This window comes from Streptomyces sp. R-07 (genome assembly GCF_049913175.1).
Classification (GTDB): domain Bacteria; phylum Actinomycetota; class Actinomycetes; order Streptomycetales; family Streptomycetaceae; genus Streptomyces.
The window spans coordinates 4550093-4566915 of record NZ_CP183978.1; the positions used below are offsets into that span (position 1 = coordinate 4550093).

Here is a 16823-nt window from a genome sequence, read left to right on the forward strand (position 1 = left end):
CCGAGGAGCTGTCGTACCTCGTGGGGGCTCGTACGAGCAGCCGGAGCGGCACGCCTGGGCCCGGCGCGTCCGGCGTTCCCTGCGGCGGGACGGCGTGGCCGCCGGGGGCGCGGTCAGGTCCCGCTGACGATCTCGCGGGCCATCGCCACCAGGGCCTGTGTCGCCGGGTGGGGGAAGGCGTCGCGCCAGGCCAGGACCACCGGGAGGGCGGGGGCGTCGGGGAGGGGGCGGTAGGCGACGCCCGGGTGGGGGTGGAGAGCGGCCGTGGAGGCGGAGGAGACGCCGATGCCCCGGCCGGCGGCGATCGCCGTGAGCCAGTCGTCGGTGTTGGCGACCGTGAGGGTGGCCGCCGGGCGGGCGGTGGGGGGCCAGAGCGCGAGGGTGGTCGTGCCCGAGACGGTGTTGAGGACGACCGTCTCGCCCGCCAGGTCGGTGAGCGTGATCGCGGGGCGGTCGGCGAGGGGGCTGTCGGCGGGGAGGGCGGCCACCCGGTGTTCGGTGGTGAGTTCCGCCGTGACCAGGCCGGGTGCCTCGACGGCCCCGCGCAGCAGCGCCGCGTCGACCTCGCCGCGGGCGAGACCGGCGGTGCGGTCGTCGATGCGGAGGAGTTCGAGCGGGGTCTCGGGGTGGGCCCGCTGCCAGCGCCGGAGCAGGGGAGTGGTGTACGGGCCGAAGGCCGACCAGGCGTGGCCGAGGCGCAGCGGGCGGTGGCGCAGCCGGGCCGGGTCGACGGCGGCCTCGAAGGCGGCGAGGGCGGCGGCCGCCCGGTCCTGGAACGCGCGGCCCTCGGCGGTGAGCGCGAGGTGGTGGGTGGAGCGGTCGACGAGCCGGGCGCCGAGGTGGTGTTCCAGGGCGGCGAGCGTGCGGGAGACGGCGGGTTGGGTGAGGTGGAGCCGGGCGGCGGCCCTGGTGAGACTGGATTCTTCGGCGATGGCGAGGAAGCAGCGGAGGTGGCGCAGCTCGATGCTCATGCGCCCGGAGCATAACCGCAGCGCAATCGGCATTTCCGGTGCCGCGCGGGGGCTCGTAGCGTGGGAGGGGAATCCCGGCTGTGCGCCGGACGGGGGGTGCATTATTCTGGACTGAGAGTCCAGTGAATTGAACTGGTGTGGTGAGGAGCCGTCGGTGGACAGTCCGGTCGAGGAGTTGGCCCCGGTCGCGGCGCCCGCGGCGCCCGTGGTGGGTGCGGGGGCGGCCCGGTCCGCGGCCGGCCATCGGTTCGGGCCCGTCGCGCTCGTCGTCGCCGGCGGGCTCTCCGTGCAGTTCGGCTCCGCCGTCGCCGTGCTCCTCATGCCCCGCGCGGGCGCGCTCGGGGTCGTCACCCTGCGGCTCGTGCTGGCCGCCGTGGTCCTCCTGGCCGTCTGCCGGCCCAAGGTCCGCGGGTACGGCCGCGCCGACTGGGCGACGGTCGTCGCCTTCGGCACCGCCATGGCCGGCATGAACATTCTCTTCTACCAGGCCGTCGACCGGATCCCGCTGGGGGCCGCCGTGACCCTGGAGGTCCTCGGCCCGCTGATCCTCTCCGTGGTCGCCTCGCGCCGGCTCATGAACCTCCTGTGGGCCGGACTCGCCCTCGGCGGCGTCGTCCTCCTCGGGGGCGGCGGCTTCGACCGCCTCGATCCGCTCGGCGCGGCGTTCGCGCTCGCGGCGGGCGCCATGTGGGCCACGTACATCGTCTTCAGCGCCCGCACCGGCCGCCGCTTCCCGCAGGCGGACGGGCTCGCGCTCGCCATGGCCTTCGGTGCCGTCCTCAGCCTGCCGTTCGGCATCGCGGAGGCGGGCGGCAGGCTCCTCGTGCCGTCGACGATCGGCCTGGGCCTCGCCGTCGCGCTGATGTCCTCGGTCCTCCCGTACACCCTGGAACTCCTCGCCCTGCGCCGCCTCCCCGCGCCCACCTTCGCGATCCTGATGAGCCTGGAACCGGCCATCGCCGCGACGGCCGGCTTCCTCGTCCTCAGCCAGGCCCTGTCCGTCACGGACGCCCTCGCCATCGCCCTGGTCATCGCGGCGAGCATGGGTGCGGTCCGTACGCAGGCGCGCCGCAGGGACGCCCTCTAGGGGGTGTCCGGCGGGTCATGGCCGGCTCCCCTGTCCGCCGGACAGGTCCTAGACTCCGCGCATGATCGCCGAGCTGCAGTGCGTCGTCCTCGACTGTTCCGTGCCCCGTGAACTCGCCGACTTCTACCAGGCCTTGCTCGGCGGGGACGTCGACCGGCCCGACCCCCGCTGGTCCCTCCACGAGTCCTGGTCCACCCTGCACACCCCCGGTGGGCTCGTCCTCTGCTTCCAGAGGGTCGCCGAGCACCGGGCGCCGACCTGGCCGGATCCGGAGCGTCCCCAGCAGTTCCACCTCGACTTCGGCGTCGCCGATCTGGACGCGGCCCAGGAGGAGGTCCTCGCGCGCGGCGCGACCCTGCTCGACGGCGAGGCGGGCGCACGCTGGCGGGTGTACGCGGACCCGGCCGGGCATCCGTTCTGCCTGGTCAGGCACTGACCCGGCGGGGCCCGGTCCGGCCCTGACCCGATTTCGTCGATCTTTGGCCATCGGCCTGTTGAGGGCGCCGGGGCGAGTACGGATCATGGAGTGGTTCTCAGTCGTACGAGGAGGGGGAGCCGACCATGGCCCTGGAGATGCGAGACCGGTGCGAGCGCTGCGAGACGGCGGCCCTGACGCCGGACGGGCCCGCCCGGATCTGTACGTACGAGTGCAGCTTCTGCGTCCCGTGCGCCGACGCCATGAACGACGTCTGCCCCAACTGCGGCGGCGAGCTGGTGGCCCGCCCGCGGCGCGTCAGTGCCTAGGAGCCGGGACATGCGGAGGGTGAGCCGTGCGCTGGGCGTCGTGTTCGCCGCGGTCCTGCTGGGCGGTTGCTCGTCGGCCGACACCGAGGAGGCGAAGGCGTACCGGCTGGACTACTGCACCAAGCTGGGCCTCTGGCAGGACGCGAGGAACTCCGTCGACGCCTTTCCGGCGAACAGCGGCGGCAGCGGCACCGGCGGCAGTCGGGACGGCAGCATCGGTGTCCGCGGCGACGCGGTGGTCTCGGCCGCCGGTGTGCTCGACGGGAAGGGCCTCGACGAGGACGGCGGTCACGTCCTCGACGACACCGTGGCGGCGGTCACGGGCGCGGACCTCATGGCCGAGGGGCGGATCGTGTCCTACTGCGACCACATGGGGTTCGAGACCCTCGTGAAGTAGCCGCGGCCGGTACGACCTGCCGGAGCGCCGGGATCCGCATCAGCGGGTGTCCCGGCGCTTTCGCAGGTCGGGCGGGTGACGGTGACGGGGCTCCATCAGTGTCACTGATGATAGTTGATACCTTCGCGAAGGTTTTTATTTCATGGGTCCATGACCGCATCCACCAGCTCCACTCCGGAGCCGGCGACACTGCCGGCTCGTCCCGGGGCCTACCCGGACGGCAGGACCCCCCTCGCTGACGCCGTGCTCGCAGTGGCCCGCCGGGACATCGCCACGTTCCACGCGCTGCCGCTCTCGCACGGCCGGTCTATCCGCGACTCCCACATGCGGGAGACCTACGAGGCGCTCTTCGGCGTCGCGCAGCTCGCGGCCGACGTGTCCTACAGCGGCACGATGCTCGACTCCTTCTTCCGGCCCCGTGGCCCGCTCCGCGAGGCCCAGCGCCTCGCGGCCCGCAGCTTCGGCGCCGACGCCACCTTCTTCCTGTCGGCCGGCACCAGCACCGCCAACCGGGTCGCCCTGACCGCGCTGACCCAGCCCGGCTCCCGGGTGCTCGCGGACCGCTCCTGCCACCAGTCGGTGCACTTCGCCCTCAACTCGCTCGGCGTCCAGGTCGCGTACGCCCCCATGCAGCGCTGCTGCGACGGCTGCCCCCGGACCTACGCGGACCTGCCCAGGCTCCTGGAGATGTTCCGCGCCGCCGCCACCGAGGGCCGGCCCTTCGACACCGTCGTCCTCTCCGCCGTCTCGTACGACGGCGTCCGGTACGACCTGCCGACCGTCCTCGCCGAACTCGCCGCGGTCCACCCCGGCGTCTCGGTCCTGGTCGACGAGGCCTGGGGCGCCGCGCACCGCTTCCACCCCCGGCTGCGCCCGCTCACCGCGCTGCACGCCGTCGAGACGCTGCGCGCCGCCGACCCCCGCCTCGCGATGAACGTGGCCGTCACGCACTCCGCGCACAAGTCGATGTCCGCGCTCCGCCAGGGCTCGTACCTGCACCTCATCGGCGACGGAGAGGCCCAGGAGCGCACCGCGCAGGCCCTCTTCCAGCACCACACCACCTCGCCCAGCTGGCCCGTGCTCGCCAGCCTGGACCTGGCCCGGCTCCAGGCCGAGACCGAGGGCGAGGCGCTCCTCGGCCGCTCCCTCGGGCTCGCCAGCACCCTGCGCGTCGAGCTCGCCACCGACCCGCGGCTCTCCTCGTACCGCCCGCTCGGGCCCGACGGCCACCTCACCGACGCCGCGCAGCTCGTCAGCGACGACCCCACCCGGGTCCTCGTCGACATCAGCGCCCTCGGCATCACGGCGGCCGACTTCCGGCGGATGCTCTTCGACGAGTACGCGCTGTACGTGGCCCGGGAGAGCGGCGACGCCGTCCTCTTCCACATCCACATCGGTGTGGACGAGGCGACCCTGCTGCGGCTGCTCGACGCCCTGCGCACCATCCAGCGCACCTACCGGAGCGCCTCCGCGGCCCTGGCCACGGGCACCTCCGAGCACTTCATCATCGCCTACCCGCCCGGCATCCCGATCACGGTGCCCGGCGAGAAGCTCTGCGAGCGGACGCTCAGTCAGATCGACACGCTGCGCTCCAGCGGCTGCGAGATCTACACGCTGCGGAACCCGACCGTCTCCGCCCGCGAGCTCGCCGTCCAGGCCGCCGCCACCGGCGCCGTGCCGGCCACGGCCGACCACCTGACCGTGGAGCAGCTCGCCGCCGATCGCCTCACCGCCGACCGTCTCGCCGGTGCCGCGGCCGCCGTCTCGGCCACCGGCACCACCGCGGCCACCGTCACGGCCGCCGCGACCGCCGTCGCCACCAGCTGATCCGCCACCCCCGACGCCGAGGAGAACACCTCATGATCAAGATCGCGGACATCCGCAAGCACGCCGCCCGCTGGCCCCAGCGCGTCGCCGTCGTCGACGGCGAGACCCGCATGACCTGGGCGAGCTTCGCCGACAAGGTCAGCCGGGTGGCCTGCGCCATCCAGGACCTGCTGCCCGAGACCCGGCCCGCCCGCGCGGTCTTCCTCGCCGAGAACAGCTGGGAGCTGGTGGTCTCCATGGCCGCCGTCAGCTCCCTCGGCATCCCCTGCGTCGGACTCGACTACACCGCCGGTCCCGTCGCCACCACCGCCGCGCTCGACCAGCTGGAGCCGACCGTCGTCATCACCTCGAAGGCCCACCGGGCCCTCGTCGAGGAGTGCGGCTGGCCGAACGGCAGAGACATACTCGACATATTCATCGACAGCGAGCCCGTGGGCCTGCCCGACGGCCAGACCGTCTCGGTCAGCTTCACCGACCTCCTCGTGTCGGCGCCGGGCGAACCGCAGCCGGTGGAGCAGCCGTTCGAGGCCTTCTCCTTCACCTCCGGCACCAGCGGCGTCCCCAAGATGGTGGTCCGCCGCACCTCCTTCGAGGCCCGCCGCTTCGCCGACCTCGTCGACCAGTACGCCTTCGACGAAGAGGACGTCCACCTCGTCACCGTGCCGCTCTACCACGCTTCCGGGCCGGGCTGGGCGCGCATCTTCCTCACCCTGGGCGGCACCGTCGTCCTCGGCCCGCACGACGACGCCGAGGAGCTCATCCGCATCATCCAGGACGAGGGCGTCTCCACCACGCTCATGGTGCCGCCCGTCCTGGCCCGGGTCGTCGCCCACCCGAACTCGGAGCACCTGCACAAGACCTCCCGCCTGCACTTCGTGCTCTCCGGCGGCCGGCACCTCAACCGGTGGGTCATCAACAACGCCTGGGACCGCCTCGGTCCGGTGCTGCACCTCTACTACGGGACCACCGAGACCGGCGTGAACGTCATGATCGGCCCCGAGGAGCTGCACGTGGCGCCCTGCCGCTCCGGCCGCCCCATGCCCGGCAACACCGTCGTCGTCCTCGACGCCGACAACCGCCCGCTCCCGAAGGGCAGCCGCGGCCGGGTCGCCATCGCCAGCTACCAGCTGATGGACAGTTACGCGACGAGCGAGCCCGACTTCATGACGCTCGACTACGGCGGCCGTACGCAGCGCTTCCTGCTCACCGGCGACAGCGGGCTCGTCGACGAGGCGGGCCGGCTCGAACTGACCGGCCGCAACGACGGCGTGGCGAAGGCCGAGGCGGGCAAGCCGCTCGACGTCAACATCTTCGGCCTCGAAGCCGATCTGATGGACCTGCCCTGCGTCCGCGAGACGGCCGTCCTGCGCACCAGCCTCCCCGGTGTGGGCGAGGTGCTCGTCGTGCCCTTCACCCCGGTCGCGCCGGAGCGCCAGGAGAGCGGCTACCGGGCGGTCAGCGCCGCCTGCGCCCGCCGGGTGCCCTGCCTCCCGGCGTACGTGGTGCCCGTCGACGCCATCCCGTACAGCCCGACCGGCAAGGTCCGGGCCGCCCAGCTCCTGGAGTCGGTCCTGCCGCTGCTCGACATCCGGCCCGCGGAGTCCCGCGAGCCGGAGCCGGCCGGGGTCTGACCCCGCCCGTTCGACAGTCCCCCCACGTGGCCGGGTCCCGGAGCCCGTACCCCCTCCTCCGGATCCGGGACCCGGCCGCCCTCCTCCCCCGTCACCCCTCAACTCCCAGCCGGCTCAGGCCCGACAGGAAGACTCATGAACAGTCAGAACACGTACACGCGAGGCGTTCTCCTCTGCCTCCTGGCCACGGTGTCCTGGGGCGCGATGTTCCCCCTCATGGACTCCACCCTGCAGCACATCGACCCCTTCACCTTCACCGTGATGCGCTACACCATCGCCGGTGCGATGTTCCTGGTCTTCCTCCGGCTCCGCGAGGGCAGGGCGGGACTGCGCCTCAAGGGCGAACGCATCGGTCTGGCCTGGCTGTTCGGCACGGCCGGCTTCGCGGGCTTCCAGTTCCTGGTCTTCTTCGGACAGGACCTCATCGGCGCGCGGGGCGCGCTGAACGCCTCGATCATGATGGCGACCATGCCCATGATGGGCTTCCTGGTGAACTGGGTGCTGAAGAAGGTCGTTCCGCCGAAGTTCTCGCTCGTCTTCATCGCTATGTCCTTCGTCGGCACCATCCTCGTCGTCTCCGACGGTGACATCGGCTCGCTGATCGCCGACCCGAAGACGGCCGGCGCCGACGCGCTGCTGCTCTTCGCCGCGCTGTGCTGGGTCGTCTACACCTCGGGCGCGAGCTACTTCCCGACCTGGTCCCCGATCAAGTACACCGCGATCACCACGGTCCTCGGTCTCGCCAGCGCCACCGTGATCACGGCGATCATCCTGGCCGCGGGCGGCGTCCCGGTCCCGACGGCGGGCGCCGTGGGCTCGATCCTTCCCCAGCTGGCCTACATGAGCGTCATCGCCGGCTTCGTCGGTGTCCTCGGCTGGAACTTCGGCAACCGCTACCTCGGCCCGCTCAACGGCGTCCTCTTCATGGACGTGGTCCCGATCACGGCGTTCGTGATCTCCGCCCTGACCGGTGTCGTCCCGGCCGGCATGCAGATCGTCGGTGCCTCGCTCACGGCGGCGGCGCTGGTCTTCAACAACCTGTACCTGCGCCGGGTCGCCGCCAAGGCCGCCGCGGCCGCCCCGGCTCCGGCCCCTGTCGCGGCCTCCGGTTCCGGTTCCGCTACGAGCTCCGCTTCGGCTCCGGCGCCCGTCGCCTCGGGCAGCAGGTCCTGACGGACCCGACCCGCTGAACGCGTACGGCGTGGCCTCCCACACTCGTGGGGGGCCACGCCGTTTCTCCGGTCTCTCACGGCGGGCACGCGGCTGATCAGCCGCGGATCCCTTCGAGGAGGACGGCCCGCAGCTCCTCGTGCCGCTCGGTGAGGTCCCTGCGCCGGCTGAGGACGTCCGAGATGTGCTGCATGCCGAAGAAGGCGGAGACCAGGACGCGGGCCGCCGCGCGCGGTTCCACTCCCGCCCGCAGTTGTCCCGCGTCCCGGGCCTCGGTGATCAGCCGGGTGAGGTAGTCCTCCCAGCCGACGTACGGCTCGGGGAGCTCGGCGTCGATGAGCGCCCGCTCGATCTGGAGCCGTGCGCCGGCCTGGACGACGATGTCCCGCGCGAACGCCGCGGTGACCGCGTCGAGGACGGCGGTGAGCGTGTCGAAGGGCTCCTCGTGGGTGCCCTCGGCGCCCTGGAGGATCCCGGGCCAGCGCGCGTAGTGCTCCTGCACGACCGCGACGGCCAGGGCCTCCTTGTTCGTGTAGTGGAAGTACACCGCCCCCTTGGTCATCTCCGCCCGTTCGGCCACGTCCTGCAGGGTCACGGTCGCGTAGCCGCGCTCGGCGAAGAGCTCGGCCGCCGACTGGAGGATGTGCACCTTCGTGCGCCGGGCGCGCTCCTGCTTCGGTTCGCCTCGGTGCTTCGGTTCGCTTCGGGGTGTCGCCATGCCTGTCCGCCTCTCTCGTGCCTACGCCTTGCAATATACATTCTCGAAGGTATATTTCTTGCTGTCGAGGGGCCGCGGAGGTCCCTCGTCGCCACGATGCTTCGCCTTGAGGGGGATAAGGATGTCCATCGGTGTGCTGCAGAACGTGTTACCTCGTGAACCGCTCGAGCCTGTCGAGTCCCTGGAATCCCTGATACGGGAGGCCAAGGAAGGGCTGAACTTCGACCGCACGATCTCCCGCCGGTTCGTGCACCGCGCCTCGGTGACGGAGGTCTTCCTCACCGACGCCGTCGTCGCCGGGGCCGACCGCTTCCTGGTCGGCGCGCAACTGCCCCGGAACCACGCGCTGTACCGCCCGGAGGAGACCGGGCAGTGCGACTTCATGCTCCTCGTCGAGACCGTGCGCCAGGCCGGCATCTTCCTGAGTCACCGCTACCACGACGTGCCGCTCGGCCACCACTTCATCTTCAAGGCGCTGTCGCTGCGCATCAGCGACCCCGCCGCCCTCCGGGTCGGCTGCGGGCCGCTCGCGGCGGTCCTCGACGTGAAGGTCGTGACCCCCGCCGGCGGACGCAACCCGCGCCGGTTCGACGCCCGCTTCGACATGGTGATCGAGGTCGGGGGCCGGGAGTGCGCCCGAGCCTCCGCCGGGGTCGTCGTGATCGACGGCGTCCGGTACGGACGGCTGCGGCAGCGCGGCCGGGCCGCGGAGGCCGTCCCGGTGTCCATGGAGACCGTTCCCGTGTCCGTGGAGTACGGGGCGGGCACGGGCTTCGCCGACGACCGGGGCGTCCTGCGCCCCGTACCCGCCGAGCAGGCGCGGCCCCGGCCGGCCGGGGCCGGGGAGTGGCGGCTGCACGTCGACCCCACGCACCCCGGCTACTTCGAGCACCCCTCGGACCACGTGCCCGGGATGCTGCTCCTGGAGGCCTTCCGGCAGGCGGCCCGGCAGACGGCGGGAAGCGCGGCGCTGACCACGCTGGACGCCGACTTCGCCGTCTTCGGCGAGCTGGCCGAGGCCGTGACCGTGGAGGCCGCGACGGCGGAGGACGGCCGCCTGCGCCTCTCCGCGACGCAGGGCGCCCGCGTCCTCGCCACGGCCGTGGCCCGCTGCGCGTAACGGTACGGCTCCACGGCCGGCCGCACGACCGATACCGCGGCCGGCTGCACGTTCAGGGGAAGAACGGACGAGCGTAGAAAGGCAGAAGGATGGAACTCCAGCACTTACGGGCCTTCCGCGAAGTGGCCCGGGAACTCAGCTTCACCCGCGCGGCCCACAACCTGCACTACTCCCAGCCCGCGGTGACCGCGCAGATCAAGGGCCTGGAAGAGCACATGGGGGCCTCGCTCTTCCAGCGGCGCGGCAACCGCTCCGTGGAGCTCACGCCCGCCGGGGCGCGCCTGCGGCCGCTGGCGGAACGGATCCTCGAACTGGTCGAGACCGCGCAGTACGAGATCGCCGACCCCGCACCCGCGGTGAAGGACCGGCGGATGGTCCCCTTCGGCGGCGGCAACGGCCACTTCGGCGAGAGCCGCCTGGCCGGCGGCCGCCTCGACGCCAGCAGAGGGGGCAGAGCATGAGCATCGCCCCCGCCAGGGCCGCGTTCTTCGACGTGGACGAGACCCTGATCACCTGCAAGAGCATGGCCTGCGTCCTCGCCCGCCACTGGGGGCGCGGCGAGGTGGCCGCCCGCAGGCTCGCCACGGTGCGCGCCTCGCTCCAGCGGCAGATCCGGGAGGGCGTGCCCCGCGAGGAGGTGAACCGTTCCTTCTTCCGCTTCCTGGCCGGCAGTCACCTGGACGACCTGGAGACCAGCGGCCGGGAGTGGTACGAGAAGGCCCGCGCCGGCGGACTGCTCCACGCCCCCGTGTACGAGGCCTTGCGCCGCCACCGGGACGCCGGCGACCTGGTCGTCCTCGTCTCCGGAGCCTTCTCCGCCTGCCTGGACCCGCTGGCCCGGGAGGTCGGCGCCGATCTCGTGGTGTGCACCGTGCCCGAGACGACCTCGGAGGGCATGCTCACCGGGGAACTGTCCGGCCCGCCGATGATCGGCGCGCCCAAGGCAGAGGCCGCCCGCCGGATCATGACGGCCTTCGGCCTCGCCGCCGAGGAGTGTTTCGCGTACGCCGACGACGAGAGCGACCTGCCGCTGCTGCGCTCCGTCGGTCATCCGGTCCTGGTGGGCGACGGACCGATCTCCGCCCCGCCGTCGGAGACCGCGTCCTGGTCCTGGCTGCCCGGCCCGGCGCCGGTGACCCCGGCCGCCTCCCCGGCGACCGTGAGCCCCGCGCGCACCCTGGTGCCACGGGCGGCGTGAGGCTCCCGACCGGGGCGCGGACCTTCCCGCCGCCGCAGCCCGCCACGGAAGCCCTGCCTGAGGAAGCCTTGTTCGTACGAGAGCCCCGCCGCCACGGTGGCTCCGAGGGCCCCGGGACACCCGCGTAACCCGCGTAGCTCCCGTATCCCTCGCAACTCCCGTACCCCGCACGACTTCCGTAACCCGTGCCACTCTCGTGGCCCGTGTAACTCCCGTAACTCTTACTCCACTTGCGCAAACCCCCACGTGCGCGAGTCCGCACCCGCGCGAGCCTCACTTGCGCAAGCCTGCACATCCGCAAGTCCGCACATGCGCAGCCCCACTGCGCAGCCCCACTGCGCAGCCCCACTGCGCAGCCCCACTGCGCAGCCCCCACGACGCAGGCGTGTCCGCGCAAGCCCCCGACTTGCACGGCCACGCCCGGCTCTTCCCCGGCATCCCGGCACATCCCGGCCGTTGCCGGCTCTTCACCGGCTCGCTCGGTTCCTCCCGCGTCAGCCGCCGCTGGAGCCCGACAGCGCGGGCTCCAGGATGTCCCACACCTCGCTCACCAGCTCGGTGGGACCGGTCGCGTCCGCCGCCGTCACCACGGCGGGGGCGCCGACGAGGAGGGCCACCGCGAGCTGGGCGAGCAGCTCGGCCGAGTGGGCGGTGCCGACGGAGCCCTCCTCCTGGCCCTTGCGGACCAGGAGGGCCACGACGCCGCAGAGCTCGCGGAGGTGGGCGGGCACGGTTCCTTCGGCGCGGGCGGCGTCCATGACGAGGCGCAGCCCGGCGGCGAAGGGCACGTCCTCGTACACCCGGCGGGCGAGGTCGAGGAGGAGTCCGCGCAGGGCGGGCAGTGCCGTGCCGCTCTCCTCCGCCGCGCCGGCGGCGGCGGAGAGGGCGCCGGCCCAGGCGGACTCGAAGGAGCGGGTCAGTTCGCCGGCGAGATCGGCCTTCGAGGAGAAGTGTCCGTAGAGGGCTCCCTTGGTCAGTCCGGTGCGGGCCGTGATGTCGGCCAGGTTCGTCCCCGCGAATCCGTGCAGGGCGAACTCGGCGGCTCCTGCGCCGAGCACCAGGTCATAGGTCATGCGGGCCCTGTCCTGTTGCCTCACCGAGCGTCCGCCTCCTTCCGCTGTATCGGCCCTCCATGCCTGCCATGACGGCCTCTCAGAAAATACCTTCCGGACCGAATCTTTTTCTACTCGCATCAGCGCCACCACTGAACCTCCACTCAAGGAGTACGCGTCATGACAGTCGTCGACATCCCCGCGTCCCTCGCCGTCGGCCGCCTCCACGCCGCCGCCGCGCGCCACGCCGAGGAGGCCGAACGGACCGGCCGGCTCCACCCCGAGACCGTCGAGGCGATGACCGCCGCCGGCCTCCCCCGCCACTTCGTGCCCCGTGCCTGGGGCGGTACGGCCGGAGGCTTCGCCGAGCTGCTCGACACGGTCGCCGGAGTCGGCACCGCCTGCGCCTCCACCGCCTGGTGCGCGGTGCTGCTCGCCGCCCACGGCCGCCTCGCCGCGGCCCTGCCGGCCGAGGGGCAGCGCGACCTGTGGGGCGACACGCCCGACGCACGCGTCGCGGCGGCGATCGTGCCCCCGGCGGGGCGGCTCGCCCGCGCGCCCGGCGGCTGGACCCTGTCGGGGGAGTGGGCCTTCGCCAGCGGAGTCGAACACGCCGACTGGATCCTCCTCGCCTCCCTCGACCACTCGGGGGACGGGGCCCCCGCCTACCGGGTCCTGGCGGTGCCGCGCGAGCGGGTCCGGATCCGTGAGACCTGGGACGCGGTCGGGCTCCGCGCCACCGGCAGCCACAGCGTCGCGGTCGACGAGGTCTTCGTGCCCGAGCACCGCACGTTCCTCCGCGAAGCCCTGGTGGCCGGCGTCGCCGGCCCCGACGCGGCCCCCTGCCACCGGGTGCCGTACCAGCTGGTCGCCGGCCTCCTCTTCGCCGCGCCCGCGCTCGGTGCGGCGCGCGGGGCGCTCGAAGCCTGGACGGTGCTCGTCGGCCTCCGCCGCCTCCCCGACGGGCGGCCGCTCACCGACGACCCGGTGGTCCAGCAGACCCTGGCCCGCTGCTCCGCCGAGATCGACGCGGCCCGTCTGCTCCTCGAGGCGGCCGCCGCCCGCGCCGACGCCCCGGCCCCCGGCCCGACCGCCGCCGCGCTCAACCAGCGCGACGCGGCGGTCGCCGTGGACGTCCTCACCGGCGCGGTGGAACGCCTGATGCGCACGGGCGGCGCCCGCGGCCTCATCGCGGGCGGCGGCCTGGAGCGCGCCTGGCGCGACATCCACGCGATCGCCGCCCACGCGGCCCTCCAGCCGGCCCCGGCGGCGGCGGCCTACGCGGCGACGGTCTTCCCGTCGGGCACCTGAGACCCGGGAGTCCGGGCCTCGGGCGCCTGGGAACCGGGAGTCTGGGACCCGGCCGTCTGAGATCCGCTGTCGGTGGGTGGCGTGGACGGCGTGGGTCCCGTGGGTGGCTGCGGGGGCCCGCCGTTCCCGCGCCAGGCGGCGTAGATGCCGGGCACGGCGACGGCGACGGTCGCGAGCGACTCGGGCGCGACGCCGCGCAGGACGAGGACGGCGCCGGTGGCGAGGACGGCGAGGAAGGCGACGAGGTCCTGAACGCGCCTGCTTCCCTGGGGGCATCGGAGGCCTCCCGGCTCTCGGGCGCCGGCTGCCGCCGTGGAACTTCGTCCTCGACCTGCTCCACGACGTGGCCGAGGAGCGGGGTGGCGCCCTGCCGACCGAGGAGGCGGTCGCCATGCTCAGAGCGCTGCACACGGCGGTGGTGGATTCCGGCAACGGGACGACGCACAAGGTGCAGTTGCTGGAGCGCCGGCCGGCCGAGGCGGATCGGGTGGCCCGCGGGGCGGCCACCCGCGAAAGGGTCCTGGAGGAGGCCCTCCAGGACCGCGAGCAAGTCGTCGGCGTCACCGCCCTGGCCTCCCTCGTACGGAGAAGGGGCGCCCGCTAAGCCGCGTGGAGCGCGTCCACGACCACCATGCGGCGGACCCGGTGGGCCGGCAGGACCGAGGCCGCGACACCTGTGAGGACCGTGGCCGCGAGGAGGGCGAGGATCGTCAGGGCCGTACCGCCCGAGTCGGCCAGTGCCTCCAGGGGCGAGACGTGGCCCGTCAGTACGGAGCGGGCGGCCAGCGTCCCGTAGACCAGGCCGAGGAGCGTTCCGGCGAGCGCCGCGGTGAGTGCCAGCAGCACCGACTCCAGGGTCAGCATCCGGCGCAGCTGTTCTCCCGCGAGGCCGATCGCGCGGAGCATCCCGAACTCGCGGGTCCGCTCCTCCACCGTCAGCATCAGGGTCGCGGCGACCCCGAGCGCGGCGATCGCGATCGAGAAGCCGAGCAGCACGGTGACCACCAGCATCAGCCGGTCGAGCATGGAGCGGATCAGTTCGGCGTCGGACCCGGTGTCCGCGATCCGGATCTCCGGGTGCGCGACGAGCGCCCGGTCCACCGCCGCGCGCGCCGCGTCGTGGCCGGTGTCGCCCGCCGGGTTGAGGAGCACCGTGGAGACGGTGACGGCGCCCGCCGCGAGCCGGTCGAGGGTGGCCCCCGTGACGTACACCGTGGCCCCCGGGTAGAGGGAGACTGGCAGCTCCGCCGCCCCGGTCACGGCCGTGAGCCGGGTGCCCGCGACGCTCAGCGCGGGCCGCCCGGTGAGGGCGATCGCCTCGCCGTCCTTGAGCGCGCGGGCCGCACCGACGCCCTCGGCGGCCGGATTGAGCCCGGCCGGGTCGGCGGCGGCCACGACCGTCTTCCGGCCGTCGACGGTGAGGGTCGCGGTACGCACCGGGGTGACGGTCAGTCCGCGCTCGGCGCGCAGCGCGGCGAGCGCGTCGGCGGGCACCCGGCCGGCGTCGGTGTCGAGGGCGAAGACCGCCGGCATGCGGTTCGCGAGCATCGTGTCCAGGCCGCCCTCGGCCGCCCCGATCGCGGTCACGGCGGAGACGGCCACGGTCACGCCGACGAGCATCGCGGAGGACGCGGCGGCGGTCCGGCGCGCGTCGGCCCGCAGCTGCTGCACGGACAGCCTGCCGACCGTCCCGAACGGGCGGCGGAGCGCGAGCCCGAGCAGCCCGACGAGCGGCGGCAACAGATGGCGGGCGTAGCGGAGTACGGCGAAGAACGTGAGGATCGCGCCGAGCGTCACGGCGAGCAGCGACAGCGCCGACCCGCCGAACGCCCCGAGGGCGAGCAGCCCCGCACCCGCGACCAGCATCAGCACCGAGACCGCCTCGCGGACGGCCCGGCTGCCCGGCTCCGGCAGCGTCGCCGCCCCGCTCGCGGCGAGCGCGGCGACCGGCGGCACGGCGGCGGCGGCCCGCGCCGGCTTGCGGACGGCCCACAGGGTGAGCAGCACGCCGAAGGCCCCGGCGAGGCCGAAGGTCCAGGCGCCCGGCATGAGGGAGATCTCGATCGGCCCGAGGTCGGCGAACCCGTTGATCAGCGCGGTGCCGAGCGCGCAGGCCGCCGCGCCCGCCGCGAGCCCGGCGGCGGAGGCGAGCGCGCCGAGCATGAGGCCCTGGCGGCGGATGATCCGGAGGAGCTGGTCGCGGTCGGTGCCGACGCAGCGCAACAGGGCGAGCTGGCGGGCGCGTTGGGCGAGGACGACGGAGAAGGTGTTGGTGACGACCATGCGGGCCACGGCCATCGCGATGAGGACGAAGGACAGGGCGGCGGTCATGACGATGGCGTACATGGTCTTGCCGCCCTGGAGGGCGTGGTCGACGGCCCCGGCGTGCGTGTACGCGGCCACGGCGGCGGGAGCGGGACCTCTGCTGGAGCCGCCGTCGCGGGGCGCCTTGTCGCCGGGGGTGGCGCCCACGTCGGCCGCCCGGCCGTTGCCGTGGGCGGCGCTCTCACCGGCCGCCCGGTCGCCGCCGGGGGTGGCGCTGTCACCTGCCGTCCGGCCGTCGCCTGAGGTGGCGCCGTCACCCGCCGCCCGGGCGGCGCCGGCGGCCCCGCCCGAGACCGCCCACTTCACCGCCTTCGCCACCGCGAGCGCGTCCGCGCCCGGTGCGACGGCGAGGTCCAGGTGGGTGGCCCGTACCCCCGTCGCGTACGTCCTCACCTGCGCGTACGGCACGCCGATCGCGGGCTGCGCGCCGAGCGCCTGCGACGCGGAGGTGTCGAGCAGGCCCGTGAGTCGCACGTCCGCCGTGCTGCCGTCGGCCCTCGTCACGCGCACCGTCCCGCCGGGCTTCGCGCCGACGCGCTCCGCGCTCTCCCGGTCGAGGACGACCTCGCCGGGGCCCTCGGGCCAGCGTCCGGCGTCGAGGCGCTGCCAGCGCAGGGCCGGGTCGGCGGCGATCGAGGTGACGAGGGCCCGGTCGTCGAGGGGGCGCCCGGAGGGGGTGATCACGTTGGCGTGGCCGGCCAGGCGTTCCGCCACCGACGTCACCTTCGGCACCCGCGCGGCGCGCGCCGCCGCACCGGCGGGCAGCGATCCGTCGCCGCCGCCCGGGACGACCTGGACCGCCGCGTCGCCGACGTCGGCGACTGCGGACTGCTCGTACGACTGGACGAGCGCGCCCGCGCCGCCGACGGAGAGGACGAGGAAGGCCACACCGACGGCGACGGCCGAGCCCGTCAGCACGAGCCGGCGCAACTGGGCCCGGAAGTCCTTGACGGTGAAGGTGAACAGTGACGACGACATGCCCTCCACGTTAGGAACGAGAACCGGCCGAACTCGACCCCGCGAGGCAGGATTCGGGGTCATACCGAAGGCGTCCGGGACCGCGTCCGCGGTACGCCTCTGGGATGACGGGGGCGTTGCCGGAGCAGCGCCCTGCCACGCGGTGCCGCCGCCCGCCACCGTGCGGGCCCGCGCCCGGCAGACCGGCGCCCCCGCCCGCGGGCGCGCGCTCACGGGGCGGTGCCCCGTCCCACATCCCCCCCGTGTGGGCAATCGTCCCGCAGGGCGGGACGGGTGGGCGCACGGGACGGCGCC

General features: G+C 73.9%; 16 protein-coding genes. 12 read left to right on the forward strand and 4 right to left on the reverse strand.

Features of this window, described 5'->3' with window-relative positions; translation table 11 throughout:
- Window positions 1-113: 113 nt before the first annotated feature.
- Entirely contained in the window at window positions 114-971 is an 858-nt protein-coding gene (locus ACN9M0_RS20870; RefSeq protein ID WP_426404030.1) for a LysR family transcriptional regulator, read from the reverse strand.
- A gap of 175 nt (window positions 972-1146) precedes the next feature.
- On the opposite strand from ACN9M0_RS20870, the gene ACN9M0_RS20875 reads away from it, so the two are divergent.
- The 7 genes from ACN9M0_RS20875 (at window position 1147) to ACN9M0_RS20905 (ending at window position 7830) form a co-directional block, all read left to right on the forward strand.
- A complete protein-coding gene (locus tag ACN9M0_RS20875; RefSeq protein ID WP_426405317.1) occupies window positions 1147-2058 on the forward strand; it encodes an EamA family transporter in 912 nt (303 codons plus the stop codon).
- A 61-nt stretch (window positions 2059-2119) separates the two neighbouring features.
- On the forward strand, window positions 2120-2494 hold the full coding sequence (locus ACN9M0_RS20880) for a VOC family protein (protein ID WP_366039076.1): 375 nt from the start codon (window positions 2120-2122) through the stop codon (window positions 2492-2494).
- A gap of 125 nt (window positions 2495-2619) precedes the next feature.
- Complete coding sequence (locus tag ACN9M0_RS20885; protein ID WP_366039075.1) at window positions 2620-2802, forward strand: DUF1272 domain-containing protein; 183 nt, start codon at window positions 2620-2622, stop codon at window positions 2800-2802.
- A gap of 10 nt (window positions 2803-2812) precedes the next feature.
- Window positions 2813-3199, forward strand: a complete 387-nt coding sequence (locus ACN9M0_RS20890; RefSeq protein WP_366039074.1) for a hypothetical protein — start codon at window positions 2813-2815, stop codon at window positions 3197-3199.
- Window positions 3200-3349: 150 nt separating this feature from the next.
- On the forward strand, window positions 3350-5026 hold the full coding sequence (locus ACN9M0_RS20895) for an arginine decarboxylase (RefSeq protein WP_426404031.1): 1677 nt from the start codon (window positions 3350-3352) through the stop codon (window positions 5024-5026).
- A 32-nt stretch (window positions 5027-5058) separates the two neighbouring features.
- Window positions 5059-6657, forward strand: coding sequence for a class I adenylate-forming enzyme family protein (locus ACN9M0_RS20900; RefSeq protein ID WP_366039071.1), 1599 nt, complete (start codon window positions 5059-5061; stop codon window positions 6655-6657).
- Between the two features lie 135 nt (window positions 6658-6792).
- A complete protein-coding gene (locus tag ACN9M0_RS20905) occupies window positions 6793-7830 on the forward strand; it encodes a DMT family transporter (RefSeq protein ID WP_366039070.1) in 1038 nt (345 codons plus the stop codon).
- Between the two features lie 94 nt (window positions 7831-7924).
- Here ACN9M0_RS20905 and ACN9M0_RS20910 read toward each other — a convergent pair whose 3' ends face one another.
- On the reverse strand, window positions 7925-8545 hold the full coding sequence (locus tag ACN9M0_RS20910) for a ScbR family autoregulator-binding transcription factor (protein WP_366039069.1): 621 nt from the start codon (window positions 8543-8545) through the stop codon (window positions 7925-7927).
- A 121-nt stretch (window positions 8546-8666) separates the two neighbouring features.
- On the opposite strand from ACN9M0_RS20910, the gene ACN9M0_RS20915 reads away from it, so the two are divergent.
- The 3 genes from ACN9M0_RS20915 (at window position 8667) to ACN9M0_RS20925 (ending at window position 10863) form a co-directional block, all read left to right on the forward strand.
- Complete coding sequence (locus tag ACN9M0_RS20915) at window positions 8667-9665, forward strand: ScbA/BarX family gamma-butyrolactone biosynthesis protein (protein WP_366039068.1); 999 nt, start codon at window positions 8667-8669, stop codon at window positions 9663-9665.
- 89 nt (window positions 9666-9754) lie between these two features.
- Window positions 9755-10126 (forward strand): LysR family transcriptional regulator, encoded by a 372-nt coding sequence (locus ACN9M0_RS20920; protein ID WP_366039067.1) that lies wholly within the window; start codon window positions 9755-9757, stop codon window positions 10124-10126.
- Window positions 10123-10863 carry an HAD family hydrolase gene (locus ACN9M0_RS20925; protein ID WP_366039066.1) on the forward strand — a complete coding sequence of 247 codons (741 nt, stop codon included), beginning with the start codon at window positions 10123-10125 and terminating at the stop codon, window positions 10861-10863. The genes ACN9M0_RS20920 and ACN9M0_RS20925 overlap by 4 nt, the downstream gene beginning before the upstream one ends.
- Before the next feature lie 494 nt (window positions 10864-11357).
- Here ACN9M0_RS20925 and ACN9M0_RS20930 read toward each other — a convergent pair whose 3' ends face one another.
- Window positions 11358-11960, reverse strand: a complete 603-nt coding sequence (locus tag ACN9M0_RS20930; protein ID WP_426404032.1) for a TetR family transcriptional regulator — start codon at window positions 11958-11960, stop codon at window positions 11358-11360.
- Between the two features lie 135 nt (window positions 11961-12095).
- Between ACN9M0_RS20930 and ACN9M0_RS20935 the strand changes: the two genes are divergently transcribed.
- Complete coding sequence (locus ACN9M0_RS20935; protein WP_399695766.1) at window positions 12096-13226, forward strand: acyl-CoA dehydrogenase family protein; 1131 nt, start codon at window positions 12096-12098, stop codon at window positions 13224-13226.
- A gap of 343 nt (window positions 13227-13569) precedes the next feature.
- A complete protein-coding gene (locus tag ACN9M0_RS20940) occupies window positions 13570-13830 on the forward strand; it encodes a hypothetical protein (protein ID WP_426404033.1) in 261 nt (86 codons plus the stop codon).
- Here the strand turns inward: ACN9M0_RS20940 and ACN9M0_RS20945 are convergent.
- Window positions 13827-16529 (reverse strand): FtsX-like permease family protein, encoded by a 2703-nt coding sequence (locus ACN9M0_RS20945; RefSeq protein WP_426404034.1) that lies wholly within the window; start codon window positions 16527-16529, stop codon window positions 13827-13829. The genes ACN9M0_RS20940 and ACN9M0_RS20945 overlap by 4 nt on opposite strands.
- Window positions 16530-16823: the final 294 nt, after the last annotated feature.

What these genes read in the sequence shown, in the direction of transcription:
- ACN9M0_RS20870 (WP_426404030.1), bottom strand. Translation starts at nt 971, where the DNA reads ATGAGCATCGAGCTGCGCCACCTCCGCTGCTTCCTCGCCATCGCCGAA.
- ACN9M0_RS20880 (WP_366039076.1), top strand. Translation starts at nt 2,120, where the DNA reads ATGATCGCCGAGCTGCAGTGCGTCGTCCTCGACTGTTCCGTGCCCCGT.
- ACN9M0_RS20885 (WP_366039075.1), top strand. Translation starts at nt 2,620, where the DNA reads ATGGCCCTGGAGATGCGAGACCGGTGCGAGCGCTGCGAGACGGCGGCC.
- ACN9M0_RS20890 (WP_366039074.1), top strand. Translation starts at nt 2,813, where the DNA reads ATGCGGAGGGTGAGCCGTGCGCTGGGCGTCGTGTTCGCCGCGGTCCTG.
- ACN9M0_RS20895 (WP_426404031.1), top strand. Translation starts at nt 3,350, where the DNA reads ATGACCGCATCCACCAGCTCCACTCCGGAGCCGGCGACACTGCCGGCT.
- ACN9M0_RS20900 (WP_366039071.1), top strand. Translation starts at nt 5,059, where the DNA reads ATGATCAAGATCGCGGACATCCGCAAGCACGCCGCCCGCTGGCCCCAG.
- ACN9M0_RS20905 (WP_366039070.1), top strand. Translation starts at nt 6,793, where the DNA reads ATGAACAGTCAGAACACGTACACGCGAGGCGTTCTCCTCTGCCTCCTG.
- ACN9M0_RS20910 (WP_366039069.1), bottom strand. Translation starts at nt 8,545, where the DNA reads ATGGCGACACCCCGAAGCGAACCGAAGCACCGAGGCGAACCGAAGCAG.
- ACN9M0_RS20915 (WP_366039068.1), top strand. Translation starts at nt 8,667, where the DNA reads ATGTCCATCGGTGTGCTGCAGAACGTGTTACCTCGTGAACCGCTCGAG.
- ACN9M0_RS20920 (WP_366039067.1), top strand. Translation starts at nt 9,755, where the DNA reads ATGGAACTCCAGCACTTACGGGCCTTCCGCGAAGTGGCCCGGGAACTC.
- ACN9M0_RS20925 (WP_366039066.1), top strand. Translation starts at nt 10,123, where the DNA reads ATGAGCATCGCCCCCGCCAGGGCCGCGTTCTTCGACGTGGACGAGACC.
- ACN9M0_RS20935 (WP_399695766.1), top strand. Translation starts at nt 12,096, where the DNA reads ATGACAGTCGTCGACATCCCCGCGTCCCTCGCCGTCGGCCGCCTCCAC.
- ACN9M0_RS20945 (WP_426404034.1), bottom strand. Translation starts at nt 16,529, where the DNA reads ATGTCGTCGTCACTGTTCACCTTCACCGTCAAGGACTTCCGGGCCCAG.